The organism is Streptomyces sp. SX-6 (genome assembly GCF_059089585.1).
In genome coordinates this window covers 73,222-90,286 of the sequence record NZ_JBTHHU010000006.1, presented here as the reverse complement: position 1 = coordinate 90,286, position 17,065 = coordinate 73,222, and the positions used below count along the sequence as shown (strand labels likewise).

Genomic DNA, 17,065 nt, shown 5'->3' with positions numbered 1-17,065 from the left:
CATGAACCGGACCCAGGAGATCGCCCGGCTCCGCCCCGCCTACCAGGGCGAACTCGCCCTCGGCACGGACCGCTTCCACGGGCCGAGGCGCACCGAGTGCCCCTGGTGCGGTTCCTCCCGGCTACGGACCCGGCTGCGCACCGTCGATCTGCTCCAGCACAAGCCGGGCACCTTCGTCATCGACCAGTGCCGTGACTGCTCCCACTCCTTCCAGAACCCCCAACTCACCGTCCAGGGGCTGGAGTTCTACTATCGGGATTGCTACGACGGCCTGGGCGCCGACGGTGCGGAACGGCTCCTCGGCTCCAAGGGCAGCAGGAAGCGCTACCTTTCCAGCGCCCGTGCGCTCCTCCCGTTCGGGGCTTCCCGGCGCTGGCTGGACGTCGGCACCGGGCACGGGTACTTCCCGGAGGTGGCCAGGACGGTCCACCCGGCCACCGTTTTCGACGGCCTCGACATCAGCGAGAGCGTCGAGGAAGCCCAGCGGCACGGCCGGATCACCGAAGCACACCACGGCTTGCTGACCGACCTCGCGCCCAAGCTCGAAGGCACATACGACACCGTGAGCATGTTCCACTGCTTGGAGCACTCCACCGACCCGCGCGCGGAACTGGCCGCGGCCCGGACCGTGCTCGCCCCCGGCGGTCACCTGATCATCGAAGTCCCCGACCCCGACTGCGCGCTGAGCAGGGTCCTCGGCCGCTGGTGGGTGCCATACTTCCAGCCGCAGCACCTGCACCTCATGCCGCTCGACAACCTGCGCCGCGAGCTGGAGTCGCTCGGCTGGACCATCGCCGCCGTCGAACGACGGGATCCGCATATCCCGGCCGACCTGGTCGGCGCGGGCGTGCTCGCCCTGTGCCGCTTCCTGCCGCGCAGCGACAACCCCTGGCATGCCCGGCGGCCGGGCCCTTTCCGGCGAGTGTCCGGGACGGTCCTGTTCTGTTCGGCCGTCCCGTTCCTGTTCGGCCTGTATGTGCTGGACCGGCTCCTCGCCCCGCTCGCCCGCCGTACCCGGTTCTCCAACGCCTACCGGATCGTGGCCCGCAAGGGGGCGGAATGACCGGCGAGTTCACCGGCCGCACGGCACTGGTCACCGGGGGCGCGTCCGGTATCGGCCTGGCCGTCGCCCACCGTCTCGCGGCCGGAGGGGCGGCCGTCGTGGTGGCCGACCGGAACGCCGAGGCGGCGGCCGACGCCGCCACGGCACTCGCGGCGGCCGGTGCCCGGTCCCACGCCCTCGCCGTCGACGTCACCGACCCCGAACAGGTCGAGCGCGCGGTCCGTACGGCGCTGGAGGTCTTCGGCGCACTCCAACTCGCCGTCAACTGCGCGGGAATCGCCGGACCGCCGGTCCTCACGGGTGACCTCTCGCCCGAGAAGTGGCGCCGTGTCATCGACACCAATCTGACCGGGGTCTTCCACTCCCTGCGGTACGAGATCCCGGCGCTGCTCGCGGCGGGCGGCGGTGCGATCGTCAACATGGCGTCGGTTCTCGGGACCAAGGGCTTTCTGGGCTCCCCCGCCTATACGGCGGCCAAGCACGCGGTGATCGGGCTGACCAGGACGGCCGCCATCGAGTACGCGGCCCGGAACATCCGGATCAACGCCGTCGGCCCCGGGTTCATCGAAACCCCGATGATCGCCGGAGCCGGTGCCGGAGTACGGGACATGCTGGCGTCCCTCCACCCGGCGGGCCGCCTCGGCACTCCCGGAGAAGTGGCCGAGCTGACGGCATTCCTGCTGTCGGACCGGGCGTCCTTCCTGCACGGAGGCCACTATCCGGTGGACGGTGGCTACGGGGCCCGCTGAGAGCGTCACCGGCCGTGCGGTTCAGACGAATTGAAGGAATGTCACCGCGGGAGAGATGGACCGGAAGAGCGGCACCCGGTGCTGGTACTGGATCCACCGGCCCGTCATCCCGCGGCCGCGGGGCATGGTCAGTGCCCTCACCCCCGCGATGCGCGGATGCACCTCGTACAGCGCGCGGCGCTCGCCGGGCGCCATCGACCAGTACATCGGCGGGATGGCCAGCCTGCCGATGCGGATCTTGCCCTCACGGGTCAGCCGGGTCATCCAGCGGGGCATCGAGTCCAGGACCATCGCCCCGTCGGGCAACCGCTCGGCGCACGCGGCGATGATCCCCTTCACCTCGTCAGGGTGCAGGTACATCATCAGTCCCTGCGCAGTGACGATGACGCCCTTCTCCGGGGCCTCGATCTCGTCCAGCCAACGCAGATCGGTGGCGGACCGGGCGAGGGTCCGCACCCGTGGATGGTCCGGCAGCAGCGCGCACCGCAGTTCCGCGGCCTCGGGAAGGTCGATGCTCAGCCAGCGCAGCCGCCCGTTGTCCACGCGCCAGAAGCCGGTCTCCAGGCCCTCGCCGAGCGCGACGACGGTCGCTTCCGGATACCGGTCCGTGTACCGCCGGACGGCTCGGTCGAAGGTGAGCGAACGCAGGCCCTGCACTTGGGAGAAGAGCGGGTGCGGAGGGCCCAGCCGTTGTTCGAAGGGGTAGTCGACGGCTCGGATCAGCTCCCCGGCCATCGGATCGTCCAGCACCGCGTCGGTGCGCTGTGCTTCACAGGCCCGGTTCCACAGGGTCCACAGCAGGGTCTCCGGCAGGCCGGTCAGCTCGGGCTTGACAGTCATCACGCCATGGACCCTATGGATACGGTCGGGTGTTTACTGGCGTGAAGCCGTATCTTCACCCCATCTGTTGAGCCTCAGGCTCCCGGACATGTCAGGCACCCGCCGCGTAGACGTCCTCCACGTACCGTCCGGCGTCGGTGAGTTCGCGCAGCCACGCCTCGGCGGCCTGCTCGTCCGCTCCCGTGCGCGCCGCGTACAGTTCGCGGAACGCGGCACGCACGCCGGGGGCCATGCGGTTGCCGTCGCCGCACACGTACACCCGTGCCCCGGCCCGCAGCAGCTCCCACACCTCGTCGCCCTCGGCGGCGATGCGGTGCTGGACGAACGGGCCTTCCGGGCCGGGTCGTTGACTGAACGACGGGCGTACAGACACCGCGCCCGCGCGCAGCTCGGCCTCGTGCAGGAAGTCCGCACCGGGGGCGTCGCAGCCGAAGTACAACAACGCCGGGGCGAGTTCGGTGCCCGAGGCCGCGAGCGCGGTGCGGTCGGCCACGGTGCCGCGGAAGGGGGCCAGGCCCGTGCCCGCCGCCACCATGACGACCGGTGCCGGGTCCCCGTGGTCGATGCGGAACGCGTCCCGGCACGGCTGGACGCGGGCGAGGACCGTGTCGCCGGGGCGGACGCGGCAGAGGTGGCCCGAGCCCGTGCCCGTACGGGACGGGGTCTCCAGCAGCGAGACCATGAGGTCGACGTGGCGCGGGTCGCGGGCCGGTGACGAGGAGACGGAGTAGTGCCGCGGGCGCAGCGGGGGCAGCAGGTCGAGCAGGGCCGCCGGGCCGAGTGCGCCGTGCAGGGCGGGGTGGTCCTCGATCAGGTCGAGTACGGTGCGCGGGTCGTCGTCGCCCGTCGCGCGCAGGGCGGCCTGTTCGGGCGGGCAGGGGTTGAGCCCGGCCAGGGTCTCGCGCTGGCGTGCGGTGGCGCGCTGCTGCAACTCCAGGTGGTGGGTGAGGAGTTCGCGCACGGCCAGGGGGCGGTCGACGGGGAGGGTGTCCCGGCCGGGGCGGCGTGCCTGGACGGCGAGGAGGGTGTCCGGGTCGAGGCCGAAGAGCTTGGCGGCGCGCTCGACGAGGTGCGGGTCGTTGGCGGGGAGGACCGTCAGGTGGTCGGCGGTGCGGTAGGTGACGCCGTCGGGGAGGGCGAGGCGGACGAAGCGCTTGGTGCGCGGGTGGGCGGGGTCGGTGAGTTCGTACGTCTCGGTGACCGTCATCGGCCGCATGCCGTGCCGGGCGGCGAGGGCGGTCAGCGGTCCGCCGGTGATCTCGGTGACGGTGTACGCGGGGCCGTCCGCGGGGGCCTCGGGGGCGCCTTCGCTCGCGGGGTCCCCGTGGCGCTCGAGCAGGGCGGCGCGCAGGGCGTGGGTGAACCGGTCGACGGCGCCGCCGAGATCGCCGGAGGCGTCGGCCTCGGCGCGGGGCAGCAGCCGGGTGCCGCCGAGGGCCTCGAGGCGCTCGTCGAGGAGGGCGGGTATGCGCTGGTAGGTGGCGGCCCAGTTGCGGTCGCCGATGCCGAGCACCGCGTAGGGGACGCCGGATGCGGCGCCCGGCGCGGCCTGCTCGGCCCACTGGACGAACGCGGCCGCGTCGTCGGTGGGGCGGCCGTTGTAGGAGGCGGCGACGATCACCACGGCGGTGCCGTCGGGCAGTTCGCCCGCGTGGGCGTCGAGGGGCGCGACGGTGGCGTCGCAGCCGAGGCGGGTGGCCTCGTCGGCGAGGCCGTGGGCCAGCTCGCGGCACGTGCCGTAGTTGGATCCGTGCAGCACCAGCAGCCCGGTGCCCTGCCGGACCCGGGTCGGGCCCGCGCTCGCGGGAGTTGCCTCGGGGCGGGCCGACGAGCGCGGGAGGACGGCGCGGGTGCGGTCGGCGGAGGTGCGGCGGGCGAGGCCGACGGTGAAGCCGTCGGGCTTGAGGGTCAGGGTCTCCTTGATGCGCAGCCGGTAGTCGGCGTGGTCGATCAGGCGGTAGCGGTGGACGAGCATCCCCAGCAGCATGACGGCCTCGTGCAGCGCGAACTGCCGTCCGATGCAGGCGCGTTCTCCGGTTCCGAAGGGCTTGTACGCGTGGGGCGATCGGGCCGCCTCGGCCTCGGGCGAGAAGCGCGTGGGGTCGAAGAGCTCGGGGTTGTCGCCCCAGACGGGGTCCCGGTGGAGCATCGGGGCGAGGATCGTGATGCCTTCCCCGGCGGGCACCGGGTAGCGGCCGCCGAGGAGGGTGTCCTCGCGGGCCTCGCGCGTGAACGCGGCGGCGGTGGGCCACAGCCGCAGCGCCTCGTCCAGCACCTGCCGGGTCCAGCGCAGCTTCCCGATGTCCTCGAAGGACGGCTCGGGGTCCTCGGTGTCGCCCCACAGTTCGTCCGTCTCCTGCTGGACGAGCCGCAGCGCGACGGGGTCCTTGAGGAGGTGGTGGAGCGCGAAGGACAGCGCGCCGGAGGTCGTCTCGTGCCCGGCGATGAGGAAAGTGATGACCTGGCTGCGGATGTTGGCCGGGTCGAGGAGGGCCCCGTCGGAGGGGTGCGGGGCGCCGAGCATCAGGCCGAGGAGGTCGTCGGTGCGGGTGTCGCCGGTGGCCGTACGGGCGGCGATGACCTCGTCCACGACGGCGGCGAGGAAGGCCGCGTCGCCGTGGAACGCCTCGTCCTCGGCGGTGTGGTCCTCGTCGGGGGCGTCCCCGAGCCGGTTCATGCTCCACTCCAGGCAGCGCACCATGGCGCTGACGAAGGGGTGCGGCTCGGGGCGTGCGAACGACTCGAAGTCGTAGCCGAATCCGGCCAGTCCGATGGTGTCGAGCGTCATCCGGGTCATGTCCTCGGCGACCTCGACGGGTTCGCCGCGTTCGAGGTGCGCGTCCCAGGAGCGGATGAGCCGCCGGGCGACGCGCAGCATGGCCGGGTGGTAGGTGCGCATCGAGCCGAGGGCGAAGGCGGGCATCAGGATGTCGTGCGCCTTGGCCCAGTTGGGCTCGTCGTTGTAGGCGGTGAACAGTCCGTCGGCGGTGAACTCGCGGACGTTCTCCAGCGCCGGGCCGACGTGCTTGGTGAAGCGTTCCTCGTCGGCCAGCTCGGCGACGAGGTCCAGCGAGCTGACGAAGAGCCGGTCCGTGCCGTGCAGCCGGCGCCGGAAGACGGGGCCGTGGCGGCGGGCCAGTCCCATCGCCTGCTGGAGGGGGGTGGCGGTCAGTCCGGTGGCGGTCACGTCCACGATCGGGATGTGTGCGGACTTCCGGTTCGTTGCGGTCATGTCCCCAGCCTGACCGCCCCGGTCCGGGCCGCCGGGGGCGGGGACTGCATGATTGTGCAGTGGACGGCGGCGTTTCGCTCTTGCGCGCACAGGGAGAAGAGTTACCGGCGGTGAACCGCGACGAGAATTACACATGGCGTAACCATTTCCTCGTGTTACTCGACCGGCTTCCGACCCCGATCGCCGTCTGCCGTGCGGACGGTGAGGTCACGGTCGCCAATCCGGCCATGGCCGCGGAGTGGGGCACGGTCCCGGGCCGGCTGACGGGCCGCAATCTGCAGGAGCTCTTCCGCCCCCGCTCGGCCGCCCAGCTCGACCGGCTGGTGCAGGCCCTGCGCATGGGGCGCCGGTCCCGCTACCGGATCGAGGTGTGCTGGCCGGCGGGCGGCCAGGGGGCCGAGCTCGAGGGCGAGCTCCTCATCGACCTCGTCGGCGATCCGTCACCGGTGTATCCGCTGCTGCTGGCCGTGCTGCGCCCGTACGAGTCCGTACCGCCCCGGCCGGCGGCGGAGGTCGGTGCGGTGGAGGGCCGGATCCTCGAGCTGGCGGCGGCCGGGGCGACAACGGCCGCGATCGGCAAGGCGGTCGGCCTGACCGTGGACGGCGTCAACTACCACCTGACCCGCCTCTCCCGCCGCTGGCGGGTGCCGAACCGGACGGCGCTGGTGGCCAAGGCGTACGTCCTCGGCGTGCTGCGACCGGGGCAGTGGCCTCCGGCGGCGGCCGAGTGACGGTCCGTCACTCCCGCTTCTTCCCGCGCGGGACGGCGAGTTCGGCCAGCAGTGCCCCGCCGGGCCGCAGATCCGTCCAGGACCCGTGCCAGGTCAGCACCGCGATCGCGGCGGTCGGGAACTTGGTCTCCGCCCGTTCCAGGCTGTCGCCGACCGCCTCGCCCGCGACCTCCAGGACCAGCTCCTGGAGGTCCGGGTTGTGTCCGATGACCAGCAATGTCCCGATGTCGTCCGGGGTTTCGCGGACGGCCTCCAGGAGCCCGGGTATCCCGCCGTGGTAGAGCCGCGCATCGTGGTGCACGGGCGGCGGGGCGCCCAGCTGGGCGGCCGCCAGGTCCCAGGTCTGCCGGGTGCGCCGGGCGGGAGAGCACAGGACGAGATCGGGCAGGCAGTCCGTCTCGCCCAGCCAGCGTCCGGCGGCCGGGGCGTCCCGCAGGCCCCGCGGGCCGAGCGGGCGGTCCCGGTCGGCGACGTCCGGCGGCCAGGCGGCCTTGGCGTGCCGCAGCACGACCAGCCGGCGACGGGGCCGCGGCGTCACGGCCGTTGCCCCGGTCCGGCCGTACGGCCCACGTCGCAGGCGACGTCGAGCGCGAGGACCCGGTCGAGATAGCCGAACGTCTCGAACTTGGACCCCGCGGGCGGTTCCGGGTCCTGCTCGAGCCGCCGGAGGGCGTCCAGGACGGCCGGTGTACCCAGGTCGTCCATGAGGCCCGCCAGGGCCGTGCCCAGAACCTCGGCGCACATCGGCTTCGACGGCGCCTGCGCCCACCCGGCCACCGCGCGCCGCCACCGCACCAACGTCTGCTGTGCGTCGGCCAGTTCGCCGAAGGTGAGCCGGACCGGCTCGCGGTAGGGGTGTGCGAGCAGCGCCAGGCGCAGGGCCGACGCGTCGAGACCGGCGGGGCCCGGCCGGTCGTAGGGCTCCACTTCCCCGACCTCGACGACGGCTTCGGGCGTGTCCGCCCCCTCCCCCGTGGCGACCTGCAGGTCGGCCGGACCGCCCAGGGCCCGGGCGACCTCCTCCGGCGGCCCCGCCGCCAAAGGCGGGCGGATGCCCAGTGCCGCCGCCCGCGCCTCGAACGTCTCCTGCCCGGCACCGGGACGCACGATCCCGAGGAACACCTGCCCGCCGTACAGTTCCACGGTGCGGGCGAGGACATCCGCGACCAGCCGCACCCGCAGTCCGGACGGTTCGACGGCGCCGCCGACGACGATCCGGAGGGGACGCCGGCTCCCCGGCTCGATCTCCATCCGGCGCCGCGTACGGGCTTCGGTGATGCGCAGCACCGTCTCGGGTTCGGGCCGCCCCACGGGCAGCACGCGCATGCCATTCAGTCCAGACACACTCCAGTGTCCCGCCACCGCCGCGCCACGACAACCGCGCCCCCTTCGAGGCCGCCGAGACCCCTGTGACAATCGAGTGATCAACCGTGCATCATCCCCAAGGGAGGGCAGGCATGATCGTCGTGATCACCGGAGGACCCGGATCCGGCAAGAGCACCCTCATCGACCGCCTCGAGCAGACGGGCTTCTCGCGGTCGCACGAAGCCGGGCGCGGCGTCATCCAGGACCAGACGGCCATCGGAGGGCGCGCACTGCCCTGGGTCGATCCGGACCATTTCGCGGAGTTGATGCTCTGCTGGGAACTTCGTTCCCTCCGGATCGCCGAGGAGCACCAGTCACCCGTCGTCTTCGACCGCGGCATTCCGGACATCGTGGGCTATCTCCGCCTGGAGGGCCGGCCCATCCCGGACCACCTGGACGCCGCCGCACGGCAATTCCGCTACCACCGGCGGGTGTTCATCGCCCCGCCCTGGCCGGAGATCTACGTCCAGGACGAGGAACGCCGCCAGTCCCCGGAGGTGGCCGAGCGGACGTACCGGTCCATGGTGCGGACGTACACGGAGTACGGCTACGAACTCGTACCGCTCCCCCGCGCGTCCGTGGAGGAGCGGGTCCGGTTCGTCACGGACGCTCTGTGCTGAGCTGTCATCAAACGCTCATACAAACCGGCCAACCACTGCCCCGGCCTGGTGCATCTCTGTTCACGAACCGATCAGAACGTGAGAAGCTGCTGCCCAGCCACACGCAATGAGGACCATGAGCACGCACCGGCATAAGCGACGCAAACGATTCATCGACTATCCGCGGCAGGGCCGGCGCGGGTTCCGCCGCTGGGTCCCGTCGTGGCGGCTGTTGCTGGGGACCTTCACGTTCTGCGTGGGCAGCGTGTGCGCCCTGCTCACCTATGTCTACGTCAGCGTGAAAATACCCAACGAGAATGTCGCGGCGCAGCAGGAGGCCAACGCCTATTACTGGGCGGACGGTTCGCACATGGTGAACGTCGGGCCGGTGAACCGGAACACCGTGCAGCTGTCGGATGTTCCGAAGGCGGCGCAGAACGCGGTGATAGCCGCGGAGAACGAGACCTTCTACCGGGATTCCGGGGTCTCGCTCAAGGGACTGACGCGGGCCATTGTGAGCATGGTGCAGGGGAAGGAGACCCAGGGCGGCTCCACCATCACCCAGCAGTACGTGAAGAACACGTATCTGTCCCAGGACCAGACGGTGACCCGGAAGGTCAAGGAGTTCGTCATCTCCCTGAAGCTGGACCAGCGCAAGAGCAAGGAGGAAATCCTCCAGGGTTACCTCAACACGAGCTGGTTCGGCCGTGGCGCCTACGGCATCGAGGCGGCGGCCCAGACCTACTACGGGATTCCCGCGCGGCAGCTCGACCCCAGTCAGTCCGCTTTGCTGGCCGCGCTGTTGAAGGGCGCGGAGCAGTACGATCCGGCGCTCAGTGAGAACAACCACGAGCGTGCGGTGAAGCGCTGGAAGTGGATTCTCGACCGGCAGGTCAAGACAGGACTGATGTCCTCGTCGGAGCGCGACAAGTACCAGAAATTCCCGGAGCCCCGGAAGCAGTTCAACTCCACCAGTCTCGACGGGCAGATCGGTTATCTCGTCGACGTGGCCAACAAATACATCAAGCAGCGCACCAAAATCACCGACCAGGATCTCGCCCACGGCGGCTACCGCATTCACACGACCTTCGACCGGAAGAAGACGGAGCAGTTGCAGAAGGCCGTCGAAGGCGTGCTGGCCCGCGGGATCGATCCAAAGAAACGTCCCGCCTCCGACAGCGATGTCCAGGTCGGCGCGGCGTCCGTACGGCCGTCGGACGGCGCGGTGCTCGCCCTGTACGGCGGCCCGGACGCCACCCGGCACTTCGCGAACAACGCGGACACCTCCGGTGTCCCCGTCGGGTCCGCGTTCAAGCCCTTCGTGCTCGCGGCCGCCCTCGAGCGCGGGGACGGCAAGCACAACTTCACCCCCGACAGCTTCTACGGGGAGGACGGCAACGTGCACGAGGACGGCGCTCCGGGCGACGGCAGGTCCGACGACTCGCACCCCACCCTGCGCCGGGCCCTGATCTCCTCGGGCAACGCGACATATCAGCGGCTGGGCCACGACGTGGGGCTGGAGAAGGTGCGGGACACGGCCGTCGGTGCCGGCCTGCTGAAGGACAGCATGGCGCAGTTGGAACAGACCTTCCCCGTCGGCACGTCGACGCCGAGTGCCATCCGCATGGCGGGTGCCTACGGCACGTTCGTCAACCAGGGCCTGCAGAGCGCCCCTTATTCGGTCACGATGCTGCTCAAGGACGGCGAGCCCGTCCAGGACTTCGACCGGGCGCCGGTGCGGCAGGCCCTGGACGACGGCGTGGCGTCGCAGGTCTCCGGCGTGCTGCGGGAGAGCGGTGCGCAGAGCCGTACGGACATGGACGCGGAGGCGGTGAAGCGCGTCGGCCCGTTCGTGGCGGGCCGGACCGGCGACCAGGACCGGCTGAAGTCGGCGTGGTTCGTCGGCTCCACGAAGGAACTGTCCACGGCCGTGGCCATGTTCCGCGCCAAGCCGGACACGCCGCAGCTGCTGCCCATGTCGGACGTCGGCGGGAAGAAGGACGAGCGCGGGAACGCGTTCCCGGCCCGCATCTGGGGCGACTACATGGGCGTGGCAGGCTAGGCTTCGGCCGGGCCGCCCAGCGGGAGGACAGCATGAGCACCGAACCCTGGACCATCGACAGCATCTCCCATCATCTGCCCCACCCCAATCTGCGGCAGACGTTCATGCAGGAGGTCCACTTCACCTCCGTCGACCGGCTTCCCGAACTCCTCGGCAGATGGATCCGCTTCATCGAGACGATCGAGGCGGAACGGCCCCGTATCGAGCAGTTGCGGGCGCATTACCAGGAGCACGGCGAGCTGCCCGCCGAGTACGAGGCCTCGCTGCTCGAGGTCGGTCCCGATGAGCTCCGCAACCGCCTCGGCGGGACGCGAGGCGCCGCGTGACCTATCGGCTTCACCTCGACCCGGTCGTCCATCTCACCTACAGCGCCCTGCCCGGCGAGGCCCGCCGGGACCTCGCCGTGTGCCTGCTCGACGCGCTCGTCGACCCCAAGACGCACTCGGCGCCCTACGGCATCGACGACGGCGTCTTCCGCACCATCGCGAGCGGGCACGTCGCCGGGGTCATCCTCATCGGCGCCGACACCATCACGCTGGTGCAGCTCACCTACGTCGGCTGAGCGCCCGCGCGCGGCGGATGGCGCAGGACGCAGTCGCCGCACATGCCACCCGCGGGCACGCGGTAGTAGAGGCAGCAGGTGCGGCGTACGAAGGACGGGCTCCCGTCGGTGCGCAGCGTCCCGGTGTCCCGCAGCAGCGGGTGCGCGAGGAGCGCCCGGGCGAGGCGGAGCGCGCGGGAGGCGTCCTCGGGGCGGCCCTGTTCACGGCACCAGGTGTGCAGGACGCGCAGCGCACCGGCCAGCGCCGAGCCCGCGTTGCCCCACAGCACCTGCGAGGAGACCGGCACCACCGCGCGCGTGGCGTCGTGGAGGGGCACGAGACACTCGAAGACGATGTCCGGTCCGGCCGGGAGGGCCTCCGGGCGGGGCAGCCAGAGGTCGTCCGGCGCGGTGCGGGCCGGGTGCCAGCGCAGTCCGTCGGCCGTGAGGCCGGGTACGTGCCCGGTCAGCACGGCGGAGCCGAGGGCGACGGACAGGAGCCGCCCGGCGATGCCCTGGTAGGCGATGGAGGCGGCCACGCGCCGGTCGTCCGTCCCCAGCCGCTCGGCGACGGTCGCCACACGAAGTGGTACGGCCTGCGTGAGCGGCAGGAAGCCGGGCCCGGGCGGCTCGCCGGTGCGCAGGGCGAAGAAGGGTCCGACAGCGGTGAGTTCGCTCAGGTGCATCGTGGAGCGGGCCCTTCGGTCCATCAGTTGTTCGAACAACACGCCGGTTCCGCTCCCCGGCCGCATCACCGGAAGACCGCGGCCTCCGTGGTAACCATGTCAGCACATTGTCAGCGCAGTCAGCGCATCGATCGCATCGGTGAAGGGCGGCCCGGGAATGAGACGGAGACGCACCGGCGCACTCGCGCTCGCCCTGGCGGCGGTCCTGGGCGGCACCGCGCTCGTACCGTGGCGGCCGGCCGCCGCGCCCGAGGACCCGGCCGCTTTGGTGAACCCGTTCATCGGCACCGCGAACGAGGGCAACACCTTCCCCGGTGCCGCGGTTCCGTTCGGCATGGTGCAGCTCTCCCCGGACACCGGGCACGCCACCGGCTACGACTACAAGGACAACCGCGTCCGCGGCTTCAGCACCGTGCACCTGTCCGGCGTCGGCTGCGCCGTCGGCGGTGACCTGCCCGTGCTGCCGACCACGGGCGCGGTGACGGAGACGGACTACGCGCGGTACGCGGCCGAGTTCAGCCACCGCGACGAGACGGCCCGTCCCGGCTACTACCGGGTCCGGCTCGGCTCGTACGGCGGCATCACCGCCGAGCTGACCGCGACCGCCCGCACCGGGCACCAGCGCTACACCTTTCCCCCCACCGAGCGGGCCAACGTCCTGCTGAACGCCGGGCAGTCCCTGCACAAGGCGGTCTCCAGCAGCATCGAGGTCGTCGACGACCGCACGGTCGTCGCCTCCGTCACCGGCCGCGGCTTCTGCGGCCAGGACACCCGGCCGTACACGCTCCACACCGTCACCCGCTTCGACCGCCCCTTCAGCGACTTCGGCACCTGGGAGGGCGAGCAGGTGACCGACGACGCCCGGGCGTCCGCCGGGGCGGGCGGCCGGAGCGGTGCCTGGGTCCGCTTCGACACGACCCGCGACCGGCAGGTCGAGGCCGTCACCGCGGTCAGCTGGGTCGACGAGCGCGGCGCCGAGCGCAACCTCCAGGCGGAGGAGGGGAGTTTCGACGAGACGGCCGAGGCGGCGCGGCACGCCTGGACGGAGCGGCTGGGCGGCGTACAGGTCCAGGGCGGGAGCGGGACGCTGCGCCGGAGCTTCTACTCCTCGCTCTACCGCGCGTTCCTCTCCCCCGCCGTCGGCGACGACGTCGACGGCCGTTACCGGGGCTGGGACCAGCGGGTACACCGCGCCGACGGCTTCACGTACTACCAGAACTGGTCGCTGTGGGACACCTATCGCACCCAGGCGCAGCTGCTGTCCCTGCTGGCGCCGCGCGAGGCGCGGGACATGGCGCTGTCCGTGCTGCGGGTCGACGCCGACAGCGGCTGGCTGCCCAAGTGGGGCTATGCCACGGTCGAGACGAACGTGATGACGGGCGACCCGGTGACGCCGTATCTCACCAACGCCTACCGGCAGGGGCTGCTGGCGGGGCATGAGGAGGAGGCGTACCGGGCGCTGCGCAAGAACGCGGACGGGGTGCCCCCGGCCGACTCGCCGGCGGTCGGCCGGGACGCCAACGCGGCCTATGCGCAAGGTGGTTACGTCCCGCTGGTGCCGCGTGACCCGCGGCGCAAGCCGGGTGAGTCGGACTTCGAGCAGGGCGCCTCGGCCACCCTCGAGTACGCGCTCGCCGACGGTGCGCTCGCGGGGATGGCCGGCGGGCTCGGCCACCGGGCGGACGCGGAGCGCTATGCGGCGCGGTCGCGCAACTACCGCACGATCCTGGACGCGAGCACCCGTTTCTTCCGCCCGCGCGATGTGCGCGGCGCGTTCACCGGCTCCGCGGACCCGGCGAAGAGCCCGGGCTTCCACGAGGGCACGGCGTGGCAGTACCAGTGGCTGGTGCCCCAGGACATGCCGGGCCTGGTGCGGCTGATCGGCGGCCGGGAGGCGGCCGACCGGCGGCTGGACTCCTTCTTCGCCTACGACAAGCTGCTCGCCGACCCCGCGCGCACGGCGCGCCGGGTGTGGGTGGGCGGGCCCTACGCCTACTACAACGCCGACAAGTACAACCCCCAGAACGAACCGGACCTCATCGCCCCGTACACCTATCTCTCCACCGGCAGGCCGTGGAAGACGGCGGACGTGGTGCACGCGGCGCTGACCCTGTTCACCGACGCCCCGGACGGGATCACCGGCAACGACGACCTGGGCACGATGTCCGCGTGGATGGTGCTCTCGGCCGTGGGCCTGTATCCCGTGCAGCCGGGGACGGACGTATGGGGGCTGAGCACGCCCGTCTTCGACCGTGTCGACCTGCGCCTGGACCGGCGCTGGTATCCGAACGGGCACTTCACCGTGACCGCGCCGGGCACGTCGGCGGTGAACCGCTACGTGCAGAAGGTGCGGCTCGACGGAGACCGGCGGGACGGGACGTGGCTGACGACGGCGGCGATCCGCCGGGGCGAGCGGCTGGACTTCGGGGTCGGCGCCGCGCCGTCGCGCTGGGGCACGGAGCGCGGGGCACAGGTGCCGACCATCGGCTGACCGCCCGATCGGCACGGGGCGGCGTCTTCCGTCACGGTCCGGGGTCGGCAATGATGATCGGCCGTCAGCGTCGACGAGAGGAGACCGCGATGGTGTTGAGACCGGGCCACGGCATCCTGCGCCGCAAGCCGATCGAGACGATCGAGGAAGCGGAGACGGCCGAGGGCGGCGGTCCCGCCGCACGGCTGACCCGCACACTGGGCCTGTGGCAGCTGACCGCCATCGGCGTCGGCGGCATCATCGGCGCCGGCATCTTCAGCCTGGCGGGCACGATCGCCAACGGCACGGCGGGACCGGCCGTGCTGGTCTCGTTCCTCATCGCGGGCGTCGCGAGCGCGGCGGCCGCCTTCTCCTACGCGGAGTTCGCGGGCCTCATCCCGCGTGCCGGTTCCGCCTACACCTACGGCTATGCCGTACTGGGCGAGATCGGCGGCTGGTTCATCGGCTGGGACCTTCTGCTCGAGTACACGGCGATCGTCTCGGTGGTGGCGATCGGCATCTCCGGCTACGTCAACTTCCTGCTCAAGGAGACGGGTGCCCATCTGCCCGCCTGGATGCTGGGCGCGCCGGGGACCGGGCACGGGCACCGGTTCGACATCTTCGCGGCGGTGCTGTGTCTGCTGATCGCCTATCTGCTCACGCTCGGCATCAAGAACGCGGCCCGTTTCGAGACCATTGTCGTCGGGCTCAAGGTGCTGGTGGTGCTGGTGGTGATCGCGGTGGGCTTCTTCCACATCAGCACCGCCAACTACCACCCCTTCTTCCCCTTCGGGATCAGCGGCGCCTTCACGGGCGCGGCCACCGTGTTCTTCGCCGTGTTCGGGTACGACGCCATGTCCACGGCGGCGGAGGAGTCGAAGGACGCGCAGACGCACATGCCGAAGGCGATCCTCTACTCGCTCGCGGTGTCGATGGTGCTGTACGTCCTGGCCTGCCTGGTGCTGACCGGCATGCAGAACTACAAGGACATCGACAAGGCGAGCGGATTCTCCACCGCCTTCAAGTCGGTGGGGCTGGGCGGCCTCGCGGACGTCATCGCGGTCGGCGCGATCATCGGCATCCTCACGGTCATGTTCACGTTCATGCTGGGAGTCACCCGTGTGTGGTTCGCCATGAGCCGCGACGGGCTGCTGCCCAAGTGGTTCGCGAAGACGCATCCGACGCGGCACGTGCCGATCCGGGTCACGTGGATCGTGGGCGTCGTGTCCGCGGCGCTCGCCGGGTTCGTCCCCATCGGGGAGGCGGCGGAGCTGACGAACATCGGCATCCTGCTGGCCTTCGCGGTGGTGTGCACGGCGGTGATCGTGCTGCGCTACAAGCGCCCGGACCTGCCGCGCGCGTTCCGCTGCCCGTGGGTGCCGGTGGTGCCGGGGATCGGGGTGGCGGCGTCGATCTGGCTGATCACCTATCTGGCGTGGCAGACGTGGGTGCGGTTCGCGGTGTGGTTCGTGATCGGCATGGCGGTGTACTTCTCGTACTCCTACCGGCACTCCGAGCTGGCCCACGCGGACGCCCGCGGGATCCCGCTGGAGTGAGCGAGGAGCACGGCCCCCTCGTGCCGGTCGTCCTCGGCTGCCTGACCGTGGTGAGCGGATTCATCGACGCCGTGAGCTTCATCGGCCTCGGCCGCGTCTTCACGGCCAACATGACGGGCAACGTGCTGATCCTGGGGTTCGCCGCCGCGCGCACCCCGGGATTCTCGATGGCCGCCTCCGCGGTCGCGCTGGGAGGCTTCGTCCTCGGGGCCGTGCTCGGCGGCCGGCTGGCCGTGCACCTGCGCTCCCGGCGGCGCTGGGTCAGCGCGGCCCTCGCGGTGGAGACGGCGGGGGCCGTGGTGGCGGCGGCCGTCGCCTCGGCGGCCGGGGGCGGATCCGGGGTCCGCTTCGGGCTCATCGCCACGCTCGCCCTGGCGCTGGGCTGCCGCAACGCCACCGTATGGCGCATCGCCTTCCCCGACATGACGACCACGGTGATCACCCGCACCCTCACCGGCCTGGTCTCCGAGTCCAGCCTGGCCGGCGGGGCGAACCCCCACGCGGGACGGCGCGTGGCGACGGTCTCCCTGCTGATCGTGGGCGCGTTCGCGGGTGCGTGGCTGCTGCGCGTCTGCGGCATCGCCGCGTGCCTGATCGCGTGGGCGGGCGGAATACTGGCCGTGCTGGCCGGTTACGCGGTGGCCTCGCGCGGGCGCTCCTGAGCTACGAGCCGAAGACCCACGGCGCCAGGACGACCACCCAGCCGTCCGGGTCCTCGAACAGCACCGCACCATGGTCGGGCCAGTACGGGTTGGCGGCCTCGACCGGACGGTGGCCGTGCTCCTCCAGGCGCCGCACCACCGCGTCCCTCGCCTCGGGCCCGCGCAGATAGAGCACCAGCTGGTTCTCCGGGTTCGGCTCGGGGATCCGCGGCGGCTCGCCGTGCTGGGTGAGCTCCATCTGCACCGGTGCGCCGGGCAGCCCGAAGACCACGCCGTCGTAGCCCGCGTGGTCACGCCAGCCGGCGAGCACGGGGAGGCCGAGGTGGTCCCGGTAGAAGGTCAGCACGTCGTCGTAACGGGCCGTGGGCCGTGCGAACCGCACGGCGCCGACGGCGAGATGGTCGGGCCAGGTGTTGTTCATGAGGCCACAGTTGCACGAGCGGCGAGCAGGTTTCCTCCGACCTCCGTGCTCCGCCCGGTCCGTCTTTGGTCCTAGGCCGTCTTTCCGG

The 17,065-nt window shown here is 71.6% G+C and carries 16 protein-coding genes; 10 read left to right on the top strand and 6 right to left on the bottom strand.

Translation table 11 applies throughout. The features are described 5' to 3' along the window. The first annotated feature begins 1 nt into the window (after position 1). A complete protein-coding gene (locus ACV530_RS09495; RefSeq protein ID WP_494331871.1) occupies positions 2-1,063 on the top strand; it encodes a class I SAM-dependent methyltransferase in 1,062 nt (353 codons plus the stop codon). Then, a complete protein-coding gene (locus ACV530_RS09490; protein ID WP_494331870.1) occupies positions 1,060-1,812 on the top strand; it encodes an SDR family NAD(P)-dependent oxidoreductase in 753 nt (250 codons plus the stop codon). Before ACV530_RS09495 ends, ACV530_RS09490 begins: the two co-directional genes overlap by 4 nt. A 21-nt stretch (positions 1,813-1,833) precedes the next feature. On the opposite strand, the gene ACV530_RS09485 is transcribed toward ACV530_RS09490, so the two are convergent. Both ACV530_RS09485 and ACV530_RS09480 read right to left on the bottom strand, forming a co-directional pair. Continuing rightward, on the bottom strand, positions 1,834-2,652 hold the full coding sequence (locus ACV530_RS09485) for a class I SAM-dependent methyltransferase (protein ID WP_494332026.1): 819 nt from the start codon (positions 2,650-2,652) through the stop codon (positions 1,834-1,836). Positions 2,653-2,743: 91 nt separating this feature from the next. Continuing rightward, the gene (locus ACV530_RS09480; RefSeq protein ID WP_494331869.1) at positions 2,744-5,884 is read right to left on the bottom strand and encodes a bifunctional cytochrome P450/NADPH--P450 reductase; all 3,141 of its coding nucleotides are present in this window, start codon (positions 5,882-5,884) and stop codon (positions 2,744-2,746) included. A gap of 152 nt (positions 5,885-6,036) precedes the next feature. Between ACV530_RS09480 and ACV530_RS09475 the strand changes: the two genes are divergently transcribed. Continuing rightward, a complete protein-coding gene (locus ACV530_RS09475) occupies positions 6,037-6,615 on the top strand; it encodes a PAS domain-containing protein (RefSeq protein ID WP_494331868.1) in 579 nt (192 codons plus the stop codon). A gap of 7 nt (positions 6,616-6,622) precedes the next feature. Here ACV530_RS09475 and ACV530_RS09470 read toward each other — a convergent pair whose 3' ends face one another. Both ACV530_RS09470 and ACV530_RS09465 read right to left on the bottom strand, forming a co-directional pair. Next, the gene (locus tag ACV530_RS09470) at positions 6,623-7,153 is read right to left on the bottom strand and encodes a SixA phosphatase family protein (RefSeq protein ID WP_494331867.1); all 531 of its coding nucleotides are present in this window, start codon (positions 7,151-7,153) and stop codon (positions 6,623-6,625) included. Beyond that, a complete protein-coding gene (locus ACV530_RS09465; protein WP_494331866.1) occupies positions 7,150-7,941 on the bottom strand; it encodes a hypothetical protein in 792 nt (263 codons plus the stop codon). The genes ACV530_RS09470 and ACV530_RS09465 overlap by 4 nt, the downstream gene beginning before the upstream one ends. Before the next feature lie 131 nt (positions 7,942-8,072). Between ACV530_RS09465 and ACV530_RS09460 the strand changes: the two genes are divergently transcribed. The 4 genes from ACV530_RS09460 (at position 8,073) to ACV530_RS09445 (ending at position 11,203) form a co-directional block, all read left to right on the top strand. Further along, a complete protein-coding gene (locus ACV530_RS09460; protein WP_494331865.1) occupies positions 8,073-8,600 on the top strand; it encodes an AAA family ATPase in 528 nt (175 codons plus the stop codon). A 115-nt stretch (positions 8,601-8,715) separates the two neighbouring features. Beyond that, a complete protein-coding gene (locus tag ACV530_RS09455) occupies positions 8,716-10,641 on the top strand; it encodes a transglycosylase domain-containing protein (protein WP_494331864.1) in 1,926 nt (641 codons plus the stop codon). A 32-nt stretch (positions 10,642-10,673) separates the two neighbouring features. Next, entirely contained in the window at positions 10,674-10,967 is a 294-nt protein-coding gene (locus ACV530_RS09450) for a hypothetical protein (RefSeq protein ID WP_494331863.1), read from the top strand. Further along, positions 10,964-11,203, top strand: coding sequence for a hypothetical protein (locus ACV530_RS09445; RefSeq protein ID WP_494331862.1), 240 nt, complete (start codon positions 10,964-10,966; stop codon positions 11,201-11,203). The genes ACV530_RS09450 and ACV530_RS09445 overlap by 4 nt, the downstream gene beginning before the upstream one ends. On the opposite strand, the gene ACV530_RS09440 is transcribed toward ACV530_RS09445, so the two are convergent. Further along, entirely contained in the window at positions 11,191-11,910 is a 720-nt protein-coding gene (locus tag ACV530_RS09440; protein WP_494331861.1) for a (2Fe-2S)-binding protein, read from the bottom strand. The two genes, ACV530_RS09445 and ACV530_RS09440, sit on opposite strands and share 13 nt — an antisense overlap. A 115-nt stretch (positions 11,911-12,025) precedes the next feature. On the opposite strand from ACV530_RS09440, the gene ACV530_RS09435 reads away from it, so the two are divergent. The 3 genes from ACV530_RS09435 (at position 12,026) to ACV530_RS09425 (ending at position 16,556) form a co-directional block, all read left to right on the top strand. Beyond that, positions 12,026-14,359, top strand: coding sequence for a GH92 family glycosyl hydrolase (locus ACV530_RS09435; protein WP_494331860.1), 2,334 nt, complete (start codon positions 12,026-12,028; stop codon positions 14,357-14,359). A gap of 89 nt (positions 14,360-14,448) precedes the next feature. Beyond that, positions 14,449-15,894 carry an amino acid permease gene (locus ACV530_RS09430; protein ID WP_494331859.1) on the top strand — a complete coding sequence of 482 codons (1,446 nt, stop codon included), beginning with the start codon at positions 14,449-14,451 and terminating at the stop codon, positions 15,892-15,894. Further along, the gene (locus ACV530_RS09425) at positions 15,891-16,556 is read left to right on the top strand and encodes a YoaK family protein (protein ID WP_494331858.1); all 666 of its coding nucleotides are present in this window, start codon (positions 15,891-15,893) and stop codon (positions 16,554-16,556) included. The genes ACV530_RS09430 and ACV530_RS09425 overlap by 4 nt, the downstream gene beginning before the upstream one ends. Before the next feature lies 1 nt (position 16,557). Here ACV530_RS09425 and ACV530_RS09420 read toward each other — a convergent pair whose 3' ends face one another. Further along, positions 16,558-16,977, bottom strand: coding sequence for a VOC family protein (locus ACV530_RS09420; RefSeq protein WP_494331857.1), 420 nt, complete (start codon positions 16,975-16,977; stop codon positions 16,558-16,560). Positions 16,978-17,065 lie beyond the last annotated feature (88 nt).